Source organism: uncultured Pontibacter sp. (genome assembly GCF_947502515.1).
Lineage (GTDB): Bacteria > Bacteroidota > Bacteroidia > Cytophagales > Hymenobacteraceae > Pontibacter.
Window position 1 is genome coordinate 494,523 of record NZ_CANNAI010000003.1, and the last position, 12,404, is coordinate 506,926.

Here is a 12,404-nt window from a genome sequence, read left to right on the forward strand (position 1 = left end):
TTAGAAGTCGTAGCCTAAGGTGATGTAAAACTTAGGCCCTCTGCGCGAATTGTCCTCCTGGCTCCAGGCCATGTCAACCTTGCCATATACCCCGAACAAGGTGGTGCGTGCACCCACGCCATAGCCCAACAGGAATGGGTTACGGTAGTTGATCACTGTGATCTCGAACGGACTCGTGTTGGTCTGGTCTATACGGCCGCCTATCACGCGGGTATTGATAGAGTTGTTGCCCGTGAACGGGTTGGTACCATTGTAAGCTGACCCGGCGTCACCGAAAGCAGTGAACTGCAGGTTGCGGAAGAAGCCCGAAGGTATAGGTCCGTCATAGAGATACTGCACAATAGGTACGCGCAACTCCAGATTGGCCAGTAGCACTTTGGAGCCCCGACGAGCATTGAAATTGAAGCCACGCAGCGGAGTTGTGTAATCGAGGTAAAACAGGTCGGCTGGCGTTCTCACCACAACAGCATCGCGCGGGTTACCGTCGTCTTCTGATGCGAATAGCCAGTTGTCCATACCCCCGATCAGGAAGTTTTTGGGCGCGTTACCGAAGAAAGTACCATAGTTGATACGACCTGCCAATGTGATCTGTCGGTGAATTTTCTGGTAATGACGCACATCCAGGTAAAACTTACTGAAGTTCTCAGAACTGTGCTCAAAGTTTTTTAGGCTCATGATACCTGCTTTCATGCGGGTGCCTTCCAGCATATTTACGCCCCGCACCACGGAGTTGTCAAAGACCAGCTCTACACTACCGCCACCGAAGTAGTCGGTCCTGTCTGGTGTCACAAAACTGTTGATGTAGGTAAAGCGCGTGTTCACAAACCTGGGCTGCATGCGGATGCTGGTGCTGTAGCTGAGCGGGTATACCAGGGTAGGCGAGAATTCGTGTTTACCGAAGCGCACCACAGAGCCCGGGAACTCCGGCGCCTGCCCCACGATCACATCACGTCGATACTGCAAGCCGATGTCGAACCGGTTTTTGAGATTCATGTATTCGGCAAACATGCGGCTGGTCTCGAGGTCGGTGCGCACAAAGGCGTTGCCCCTGATATGGTGATTTTCGAACAAGTCGCTCATGTTCACGCCAGCCACTATACCAAAGCCCAACTGCGGATCAGCGTATACCGACGTAATCACTTCCTGTACACTAAAGCGCAGGTCATAGTTTACAGGGCCTGCAATCGGTACGCCACCATCAGTTGTACGGGCACGCTGCGGTGCTGCGGCCTGTGTTTTGGCCTTTGCTTCAGCTTCCTGCTGCTCTTTGGCATCGCTCTCGAACTGGTAGTTTTCAATGTCTACCTCCCCCTGGCGTGGCGTCCTCTTGCGCGTAGTTGTGCCCTCCACTATTTTGCGTGTGGTAGCAGTTGTTGCTGCGGCGGCGCTTCGGGCGCGGGTTTCCAGTATAATCTGCCGTGAGGTCTTAGGGAGCGAGTCCTGGGTAGTAGGACTGAATGTCGGGAAAGCGTAAACAAAGCTGCGGGCATTGTCTCTGGCCGTCAGTACCAGGGCATTTGCACTTCCCCCTACGTCATAACTCTCGATATCCTGCAGAAAGTTGGTGATGGGACGACTGGTGCCAGCGGCAATATCGAAGCGATACAGGCTGCGCACACCGGTCTCTTCGCTCAGGTATACCAGATTGCCGTCATCTGTGGCACGTGGTCGCAGTTCGCTCGCTATGGAGAAAGTGATCTGTCGGGCATTGCCCCCGTCACGAGACATCAGGAAGATGTCGTAGTTGTTTACCACACCCGCAAAACTACCTGTGGCTGTCTGCCCGGTCGTATCAATGAAGCGGTTGGAGCTGAAGGCGATTTGGTTGCTTCCCCCTTTCAGGAAAACCGGCTGTATGTCGTCGTAAATGTCATTGGTGAGTTGCTGCTGCATACGCCCGCCGCTTGAGAGCAGGTATAGGTCAGTCTGTCCATCGCGCACAGCGCTGATCAGGAGCGTACTACCGTCTTCGGAGTAGCTCATGTCACGCACCTGCGAGAACTGGCTAAGCGTAACGGCAGGGGTACGGATATCGTCAAACACCGGGATGCGGGAGCGCCGGCGGGTCGAGTTGATCTGACGCAGCACCATCTGGCCTCTTCTTGCTTCCACAAAGCCAAGCTGTGTGTTGGTACGCCAGGCCAGCACAGGCAACTTATAGTCGATGCGCTGGTCAACGGTCTTATACCCGCTTTTCCATACCACACGACTGCGGTTGCTTCCTACCTCTTTCACAATGATCTGGTAGCTGCCGTTCTCGTTTTCGGCATAAGCCATCAGCGTTCCGGCCGGGTTCAGCACAGGTTGGGTATACTGATTGTCTTTTCTGTTTTTCTGGAAAATTTTATTCTCGGCAGGCAGGCTCACCAGCGGATTCTCGCCGCGGGTGTTGATCTGCATGTAGTAGTTATGGCAGTCCTGCAGGAAGCGTTTGTATGGAATGTTCAGGCTGCTGGTAATGCCCACCTCGGTGTCGCGGGTAATGCGGGTCAGGTTCAGGATGTTTTGAATGGAGGTATAGCCATAGCGTTCGGCAATGTAGTTCCAGACAGCCTGACCGCCTAACTCCTGATCACGGGCCAGCACGTCTTCCATGCGGGCTTTGCTGTTGACCATCAGCATGTCGCGCACATAGTTGTCCATGCGCAGGCTCCAGCCCTCAGCGGTGTAAGCCGCCACCCCACTAATAAACCAGTCAGGCAGGCGCAGCAGGTAGCTGCTCTGCAGCGCCTCTTTCAGGCTGCCGCCATACATCATGTCGTTTAGCAGGAGCTCTGTCAGCTGATAACTCAGGTCACGCTTAAAGTCAGTTTGAGTACCATCGTAGGCCAGTTCCAGCTTGTTTTTGATAAAGAGCGTTTCGCCCCCGGTCTGGAACTGGTCGCGCTGCATCCCAATGTTGCTTTGCTTCAGGTCCGTCATCGAGTTATACACGATGAGCGTGATCTTGGAGTAAGGGTAATAACCGATAAAACTGGTGATGCGCTTAAGTTCACGCTCAGCATACTCAGCCGCGTTGCGTGCTGACTGGTCGCCGCCGGCATAGAAGTATATGTTAAAGTTCTGGGTGCTGTAGAGCTTCCAGTCGAAGTTCTTATACTGAATTCGGCTCCGGCCAAAGGTCTGCACATTAGGCTGGGCCATAGCCACTTCGCCTGCAGCAACGCAGCACAGGAACAGTAACAATAACCTTATGGTGAAACGCATGCGCTTAGAGTTCTTGGTTATGGTGTTTTATGTAGTCGTAATATAACGAATAATATCTCGAAATGTGTACGTCTGACAGTATTTCTGCCCCTCCAATCAATGCCTTGGCAAACACATCAGCCAGATAAGGCGCCATCAGCACACCTTTGGAGCCCATCCCGTTGAACACGCTCAGTTGCGCATGTTCCGGGTGCCGGCCCATAAGCGGACGGCGGTCGCGCACGGCAGGCCTTATACCGGCCCAGTGCCTGCTTACCTGATAAGATTGTGTGGTAATCTGCTCAAAGCGCTCGCTCAGTTCTTCCCTGCCTTCCGGGGTTGGCAGTTCGTCGGGTTGACGCCAGTTGTAGGTGGCCCCTATCTTGAAGCGGCCCTCTCCTACCGGAACAACGTAAACGGCTTTATTATAGATGCATTCCGGGTTAAAATCCTGTGTTTGCACCTCCAGCACCTCGCCTTTGGTAGGCTGCAAAGGCAGCCATCGAAAGTACGGGTTGCTCACCACCTGCCAGCCTTCACAGAAAACCACATGCCTGGCTGTTATGTTTTTGTAAGCTACTCCCTGCTCTACCAGTTGCAGTTGGTCTATTTCAAATCGCTCCGGCAGCAATGCATTGTCCTGCTGCAGGTCTTGCAGCAGCAGATCGAGTGTATCGGCAATACGCAGGTAGCCGCCTTTCTTGATCATAATGCCGCCAAACTGGTCCTGAACAGAAGACTCCTGGCCGGTGCTTTGGGTATAGGTGGCGCCAATGTATTCGCTCCAGTTTCCTTCGGCGCTTTTGGCCATCCAGTTGTTCTGCTCCTCTATGGTCGAAAATACTTTGTAGATGGGTTTGTGTATGAAAAGCTCCTGATCAAATCGCGCTTCCAGTTCGTCATAAAAGTTATCGGCGTAGGGCAGCAGCGTGTCTACGAGCCAGGACTTGGCGAAGCGCTTGCCTGCCACCGGGTTTACGAGGCCAGCCGCTACACGGGAAGCAGAGTTGGCTTTGGGCTCGTCGATCACCAGCACCTGCTGGTCCTGTTTGCGTAATGTATAGGCAAGTGTGGCGCCGGCAATGCCATGCCCCACTACTATATAGTCATAATTCATACAGGCAATTTACGACTTACGCCTGAAGTTCGTAACTTAGAAGCCGAATTTGTGGGCTCCGCGCCCTCTGAACGAGAACAACATGAACATTACCTGTCTTACATTTAACCCCTTCCAGGAAAACACTTACCTGCTGCACGACGACACAAAGGAGTGCGTGGTAGTAGACCCTGGCTGCTATGAGCAAGCCGAACAGCAGGAACTGAAGCGCTACATTGAAGCAAACGACCTGAAAGTGGTGCGCCTGCTCAACACCCACTGCCACATCGACCATGTGCTAGGCAATAAGTTTGTGGCTGATACCTATGGTGTGGAGCTGGAGATAAACGAGAAAGAGCTGGAGATCCTGCGTGCTGTGCCGGTATATGCTCCGAACTACGGTTTTCAGATGTACAGCGGTATGGAAGCCTCGACCAATTACCTGAAGGAAGGCGACACGGTCAAATTTGGCAATACCGAGCTGCAGATTATTTTTGCGCCCGGCCACGCACCCGGCCATGTGGTGTTTTACAGTGAACCCGACAAGGTATGCATCGGAGGCGACGTATTGTTCAAAGGCAGCATTGGCCGCACCGACCTGCCTGGGGGTGACTTCGATACCTTGATCAACAGCATCAGAACCAAATTATTCACGCTGCCGGATGAAACGGTGGTATACCCGGGTCACGGACCAGAAACCACCATCGCGTACGAAAAAAAGTATAACCCATTCCTGCGCTAAGCCTTCCGGATGAAGAACTACATACCTAACGCCATCACCTGCCTTAACTTGTTTTGTGGATGCCTGGCGCTATACTTTGCTTTTAACTTTCGCTTGGAATACGCGGCCTACCTGATTGGTTTAGCCGCTATTTTCGACTTTATGGACGGCATGCTGGCCCGTGTGCTCGGAGCTTACTCTGAGATAGGTAAACAACTGGACTCGCTGGCTGACATGGTTTCGTTTGGAGTTGTGCCAGGTGCTATCATGTTCGGACTCCTGACGCAGGCCGAAGCATCGGTGTTAGGTATACCTGCCGACATCCTGCCTTTCTTCGGCTTCCTGATCACGATCTTCTCGGCACTGCGCCTGGCCAAGTTCAACATCGACACACGGCAAGCAGAGTCTTTTATTGGCGTACCCACACCGGCTTGTTCCATGTTTATCGGTTCGCTGCCGCTGATACTGGCCACCTCCGGCAACCTGTACGATAACGTTATCCTGAATCCTTACTTCCTGCTGGTGGTAACGGTGGTATTCTCATACCTGCTGGTGGCGGAGTTGCCACTGTTTGCGCTCAAATTCAAGAACCTGACCTGGAAAGACAATGCTATCCGATTCGTTTTCCTAGGTATCTCTGTCATCTTGCTGGCACTCGCCAAATTCGCAGCCATACCGCTGATCATCGTGCTGTATGTCGTGTTGTCCATCTTCAAGAAAGCCCTAACCTCCTGAAATTTGCACGCGGACTCACTGTAAAGCAGATTTCCGGACAGCAAGCTCCATAGGAATGGCACAAGGTATAGCAGCATGTTGTAATCCAGTTAGAAGCGCTGCAAACCCCCATCGATAGGTATGGCGCAGGGCTGCCGGCGCTGTCTTCACAATTATCGCTCAATTATTTAGCTGGAAGGATAAACTTCTGTAAATTTATACAGCCTCTTATTCATTAATTTACCTAAGTCTGCCATGCGGATTTCTTTGCTGCTGTATACCTGTCTGCTGTTCGGCTCCAGCCTGCTAGCGCCCCATGCAAGGGCACAGGAAATTGCAGCTGCTCCGCAACAAGGGCAAACATCCCGCAACACTACCCAAAGCACTGAGGGCACCCAAAGCCAATTCGCCACTTCATCGGTGCTCAGCACAGGTAACTGGTATAAAATTGGCGTAACCGAATCAGGTATACACCGCATCGACAGGGCACTACTGCAGTCACTTGGCGTCAATACCCAGCAGCTCGACCCACGCACATTCCAGCTATTTGGGAACGGCCGCGGTATGCTCCCGCAGCCCAATAATGCACCTCGCCCTGACGATCTTGTAGAGAATGCCATCTGGGTGGCAGGTGAAACCGATGGCCGCTTCGACGAGTCAGACTATGTACTGTTTTACGCACAAGGTCCTCATACCTGGCAAGCTACAGGCGGCAGCCCGGCCTTTCGTCACAGCCACAATATCTACTCCGATACTGCTTATTATTTTGTTCGGGTAGGAGCTGGCAAGGGTCTCCGAATAAGCGAACGCGGCCAGGCAAGTGGTTCCGGCCAAACTATCAGCAGCTATAACGAGCGCTTCTACCACGAGCGTGATCTGAAGAACATGGTGTACTCCGGCAGGGAATGGTACGGGGAAGACTTCAGCGCCTTCACAACCTCCCGCGAAATCAGCCTGCCTGTATCGGATCTGGTGCCGGGATCTGATGTAAGACTCACGGCTTTCCTGATGGCGAACTCATCGGCAGAGAGCTCCTATACCTTACGCCTCAATGGCCATACCCTGGGCACGCAGACGATCAGCGGCCGTGGTACGTTTCCTTACCATCCGGAAGGCGTGAATAGCATCAGCACCTATACCTTAAACCAGCAAGTACTCGGGCAACCGACGGAGCTAAAGGTAGGAATCAACTTTAGCACAGGTAGCAACTCTACTGCACTTGGTTTCCTGAATTACCTGACACTCAACTACGAGCGCCAGCTCAAGCTCTACGGTGACCAAACCAGTTTCCGTTCCACCGCAAGTCTGGCCAGCCCGGTGAGTACTTTCCGTATGGCAGGCGCACCCGGTGCCACACAGGTATGGGATGTGACGGATCCGCTGCGACCTGTCCTGCAGCAGACAAGTTCTTCAGGCACGGATCTGAGTTTTAGTGCTCCAACTGATGTGCTCAGGGAATTTATGGCATTCAGGAACAACACAGGGCTGAAACCAGCAGCTTTTGGGAGGGTGACGAACCAGGACCTACACAGCCACAACCTCGATGGCAACCTCGACCTGGTTATCCTGACTCATCCCCGCTTTTTGCAGGAGGCCAACCGCCTGGCAGCACACCGTCGGCAGCATAGTAACATGCAAGTTGCAGTGGTTACCACCACACAGGTATACAACGAGTTCTCGTCAGGAGCGCAGGATGTAACGGCCATCCGCGACTACATGCGCATGCTCTACAGCCGCAGCAGCAAGCAGGGCGACGATGTGATTTACCTGCTGCTATTTGGTGACACGTCTTACGATTACAAAAACCGACTGATCAACAACACTAACTTTGTGCCCGTGTACCAGTCAAGGCAATCGCTGCACCCGATCAGCAGCTACTCTTCCGAAGACTACTATGGTTTTCTGGATGAGGATGAGGGCGAATGGGCCGAGAACAGTACTGGTGACCACCTGCTTGATATAGGTATAGGCCGGCTACCTGTAAAGTCCACGACAGAGGCGGCGACAGTAGTTGACAAGATCATCGCTTACGACAGCCCGGGACATTTTGGGAAGTGGCGCAGTCAGGTAACTTTTGTGGCTGACGACGGTGACTACAACGAGCACCTGAACGATGCCGAGTTTCTGAGCACCTACCTTGAGCGTGAGCACATCAGTTACAATCCCAACAAGGTATATTTGGACCTATACCCACAGGAAGCCGTCGCCAATGGGCAGCGTGCACCTGAAGCAGCAGCAGCTATCGACAAAGCTGTAGAGCAGGGCTCCCTGATCGTGAACTATACCGGACATGGCAACGAAGTCAGCTGGGCATGGGAGCAGATCCTGACGGTGCCGCAGATAAACAACTGGCGAAACAAAGACCGATTGACTTTTCTGCTTACCGCTACCTGCGAATTCGGTCGCTACGACGACCCAAGGCGCTCCTCTGGTGCAGAACTCGCTCTGCTAAATTCACAAGGAGGTGCCATCGGCCTGCTTACCACAACGCGTCCCGTTTTCTCCAGCGATAACCGGGTACTCAATCGCAACTTCTATAGAGCGGCTTTCAGTCCTGTAAATGGTCGGATGCCCCGACTAGGTGATGTAATGCGCCTGACTAAAAACATCAGCCTGACAGAGACAGGAGGTTCCAGGGGTGTGAACAACCGTAACTTCACACTGCTGGCTGACCCTTCTCAGCAACTAGCCTATCCCCATTTACAGGCACAAATCACACAGATCAATGGAAGCCAAGCCGCTTCCGACACGCTTGGGGCATTAGGTAAGGTAAACATGAAAGGCGTCGTGACGGCTGCAGACGGCAGCATCGCCAGGAATTTTGATGGCTCTTTGCATATCACTGTTTTTGAGAAACCGATTACCCGCCGCACCCTGGGTGATAATACACCGGAGCGCACAGGCGAACCCGCTATACCTGGCGGTAACCAGCCTTTACCAGTTCAGCTGCGCGAGAACATTGTGTATGACGGACAAGCCACTGTCAAATCCGGTACCTTTGAGCTGAGCTTTGTTGTTCCCAAAGATATCGACTACCGCTATGGTGCTGGCAAAATCAGCCTCTATGCCAAAAGTACTGCACATGATGCTTTGGGAGCCGACACTGCAGTAGTCATTGGAGGCACTGCTTCAGGCATAGCCATAGACAATACACCTCCTGTCATTAAGCTGTTCATGGATGACGAGTCTTTCGTATTCGGAGGCACAACGGGTCAGAACCCGGTCCTGTTGGCAAAACTTTTTGACGAGAACGGCCTGAACACGGCAGGTATAGGATCGGGCCACGAGATGATCGCCATATTGGATGAAGGCACCGACCAGGCCATCGTACTTAATGACTACTATACTTCCGATCGCGACAGCTACCAGTCTGGCTCTATACGCTACCCTTTCAAGGACTTGAAAGAAGGCCCGCATACTTTGTCGCTCAAGGCCTGGGACACGCACAACAATTCAGCACAGGAACGGTTAGAATTTATCGTGTCGAACAACGAAAAGTTAACGATAACACAGTTACTGAATTACCCGAACCCATTCTCCACAAATACGACCTTTCATTTTGACCACAACAGGGCGGGCGAAAATATAGATATCCATATACAGATATTTACCGTATCAGGAAAACTGGTTAAAACACTGCAAGGCACTAGTTATGCCAGCCAGTCGCACCTAGCAGACATAAACTGGAACGGGAGAGACGAATTTAACGACACATTAGCACGCGGCGTATACGTTTACCGAATCATTGTACGTTCTCAATATGATGGAGCTACGGCCACTAGATTTGAGAAACTTGTGCTCTTGAATTAGTAAAATCCTATAATATTTCTATATTTGATTTTGCAACAATACCCTCTATATGTATAAGAAAAATTTACTTGTAAAAGCCACTGCATTTGTGGCTGCATTCTTTTCAGTGCACTTTGCATCAGCACAAACATCTACTATTGGCCAAGACTCACGCACGGTAACCACCGCCGTTCCGATTTTGACAGTAGCTCCGGATGCACGCTCTGCCGCTTTAGGCGATGCGGGTGTTGCCATCAGCCCTGATGCAAACACACCACACTGGAATCCTGCTAAGCTGGGCTTTGTGCAGAACGACATGAGTGTAAGTTTTTCTTATTCTCCGTGGCTGCGAAATATCGTGGACGACATGTCTCTCAGCTACCTCTCAGGTTATAAAAAGCTATCTGAAACATCTGCCATATCTGCTTCGCTTCTATACTTTGACCTGGGTGATATTCAGTTCATCGATGCCAACGGAAACGACATCACTGAATTCTCTCCTAAGGAGTATGCGCTGTCAGTTTCATACGGACAAGCTTTGAGCGAATACTTTAGCTTAGGTATAGGTGCCCGTTTCATTCGGTCTAACCTGGCCGGTAATGTAACCATTGGCGGTGGCGCTACACCTTTTGAATCAAAGCCAGGTAATACAGCCGCTGTAGACGTAGGTGTATACTATAACCGCGATCTTTCTCAGAACCTGAACCTGGGCCTGGGAGCTAACATCTCTAACATCGGTGGAAAAATTGCCTATACCAATGGTGACCAGAAAGATTTTCTGCCTACTAACCTGAAACTAGGAACGGCGATTACGTATAACCTTGACCAGTACAACTCATTAACTTTTGTGCTTGATGCCAACAAGCTGCTGGTACCATCGCCTGGTGCTGACAGCACACAGACAGTGATCAGCGGTATCTTTACTTCTTTCGGTGATGCCCCGGGTGGGTTCAGTGAGGAACTGAAAGAAATAAACTTCTCTGGAGGTGTAGAGTACTGGTATAATAACCTGTTTGCCGCTCGTCTTGGTTATTTTTATGAAAACCCGGAGAAAGGCAACAGAAAGTATATTTCAACAGGTGTAGGTTTGCGTTACCAGAAATTTGGCATTGACGCGGCATACCTGATCCCAAGCGAAAGAGGTAATCCTCTTGCTGAAACCATTCGCTTCAGTTTGTCGCTTAACTTAGATTAAAAAACTAATTACAGAATGCTTGATAGAACAAAAGCACCAGAAATACATGAAATAGAAGCAGTAACGCTACAGATAGCCGAGGTAAGTCATCTGAGCAACGGAGCGAGACTGCATTATATAAAAAGCGAAACCCAGCCTGTTATCAGGCTGGATTTTGTTTTTAAAGCGGGTAAGTGGTATGAAGACCAGGCAGGTTTAGCTGACTTGACGGGCAAAATGCTTTTTGAAGGCAGTAAGAATTACACAGCCAAGCAGATTGCTGAGAAAGTAGCCTATTACGGAGCCTCTTTTGAAAACAACCATGGTTACGACCGATCGGAGTTCACGCTTTACTGTCTGAGCAAATATGTACCAGAACTACTGCCGTTAATACTTGATGTTCTGCAAAACCCAGTCTTCCCGACAGAGGAGTTTGAACTACTTCGGAAACGCAACCAGCAAAACCTGAAAGTACAGCGTCAGAAGAATAATTACCTTGCAACACACAGCTTCACAAAACTGGTTTATGGTGAAAAGCACCCCTATGTGTTTGGCCTCGATGAAAATGCATTAGATACTATTGCCAAAGAAGAGCTAGCGAACTTCTATAAGAGCAGGTACAGCACAGACCATCTGGAAGTTTTTGCTTGTGGCGCTATCGATGAAGAACTGGAAAAACTTCTGGAAAAGGAGATATCAACTCTACAGTTAGTAGAAGCAACAAGTGACATAACTTCACCTAATCTTGAGACTAATAAGAACGAAGACTTTGTCTTGATGCCAGAAAGCTTACAATCCTCCATCCGTTTAGGCAAACAGTTTCCGATTATCGGGCACGAAGACTATCATAAGCTTGTTGTACTTAATGAAATACTAGGCGGATATTTTGGATCGAGGCTGATGCGCAATATTCGGGAGGACAAAGGCTATACCTACGGAATCTATTCAGCTATATCGCCGAAAGAGCATGATAGCTTATTTTTTATAGGGACCGATGTAAACTATCAGGTTACATACAAGACTATAGAAGAGATTCGTAAAGAAGTAAAGCTACTACAGGATGTGTTAGTGCCGGAGGAAGAGTTACAAACCGTAAAGAGCTACATGCTTGGCAAATTCTTAAACGATATCGCCACCATCTTTGAGCAGTGTGATAGGTATAAACGCATTGTACTGCACAAGCTTCCTTACGAGCATTATAATAATTATATCAGCACTATAAGAGGCGTAACAGCTGAGGAACTTAAAGATCTGGCAAACCATTACATTGCATTAGATGGCCTAAAGACTGCTATAGCCGGTAAAAAACCTGATTAGATCACTTCCCTCAATCCATATTTGAAGAAACATAGAAGGCTGCCTTGATGGGCAGCCTTCTATGTTTACACTAGATGCAACTTCATTTTAGATGTTAACACTCTACTTCTTCCCTTGGAGGTAGGGCTGTTGAGTACTAGCAGTCTCCCCTTGAGTACAAGCGGGACGCGCGTCGAAGCTTGCGAGCGAAACTCTCAGAGGGGCGTAGAGGCTGCGCATGCACCGCAAACAGGTCCGCTGCTGGCCATCCAGCGCCGCGTTCCCCCCTATGATCCCCCCGAGGGGATGCAGAACCTAGCAGCCTGCTCCCCCTTTCTTGTGAGGGGCTTCAAACGGGGACAGCCCCTGACTCCGGTTGGAATCAGGGGCTGTCTGTTGTTGGGGTTGGCGGCCACCTACTCTCCCGG

Annotated in this window: 7 protein-coding genes; 5 read left to right on the forward strand and 2 right to left on the reverse strand. The window is 50.7% G+C overall.

What is annotated here, in order from left to right; all coding sequences use genetic code 11:
* Both Q1A54_RS11245 and Q1A54_RS11250 read right to left on the reverse strand, forming a co-directional pair.
* Nucleotides 1-3,207 carry a hypothetical protein gene (locus Q1A54_RS11245; RefSeq protein WP_299987883.1) on the reverse strand — a complete coding sequence of 1,069 codons (3,207 nt, stop codon included), beginning with the start codon at nt 3,205-3,207 and terminating at the stop codon, nt 1-3.
* Between the two features lie 4 nt (nt 3,208-3,211).
* A complete protein-coding gene (locus Q1A54_RS11250; RefSeq protein WP_299987886.1) occupies nt 3,212-4,303 on the reverse strand; it encodes an FAD-binding oxidoreductase in 1,092 nt (363 codons plus the stop codon).
* An 82-nt stretch (nt 4,304-4,385) separates the two neighbouring features.
* Between Q1A54_RS11250 and Q1A54_RS11255 the strand changes: the two genes are divergently transcribed.
* The 5 genes from Q1A54_RS11255 to Q1A54_RS11275 all read left to right on the forward strand — a co-directional run bounded on the left by Q1A54_RS11255 (nt 4,386) and on the right by Q1A54_RS11275 (nt 11,997).
* Entirely contained in the window at nt 4,386-5,024 is a 639-nt protein-coding gene (locus tag Q1A54_RS11255; RefSeq protein WP_299987889.1) for an MBL fold metallo-hydrolase, read from the forward strand.
* 9 nt (nt 5,025-5,033) lie between these two features.
* Nucleotides 5,034-5,738 (forward strand): CDP-diacylglycerol--serine O-phosphatidyltransferase, encoded by a 705-nt coding sequence (pssA, locus tag Q1A54_RS11260; RefSeq protein ID WP_299987892.1) that lies wholly within the window; start codon nt 5,034-5,036, stop codon nt 5,736-5,738.
* Between the two features lie 234 nt (nt 5,739-5,972).
* Entirely contained in the window at nt 5,973-9,527 is a 3,555-nt protein-coding gene (gene porU, locus Q1A54_RS11265; protein ID WP_299987895.1) for a type IX secretion system sortase PorU, read from the forward strand.
* A 49-nt stretch (nt 9,528-9,576) separates the two neighbouring features.
* Nucleotides 9,577-10,701, forward strand: coding sequence for a type IX secretion system outer membrane channel protein PorV (gene porV, locus Q1A54_RS11270; RefSeq protein ID WP_196117058.1), 1,125 nt, complete (start codon nt 9,577-9,579; stop codon nt 10,699-10,701).
* Between the two features lie 15 nt (nt 10,702-10,716).
* Nucleotides 10,717-11,997, forward strand: coding sequence for a pitrilysin family protein (locus Q1A54_RS11275; RefSeq protein WP_299987899.1), 1,281 nt, complete (start codon nt 10,717-10,719; stop codon nt 11,995-11,997).
* Nucleotides 11,998-12,404: the final 407 nt, after the last annotated feature.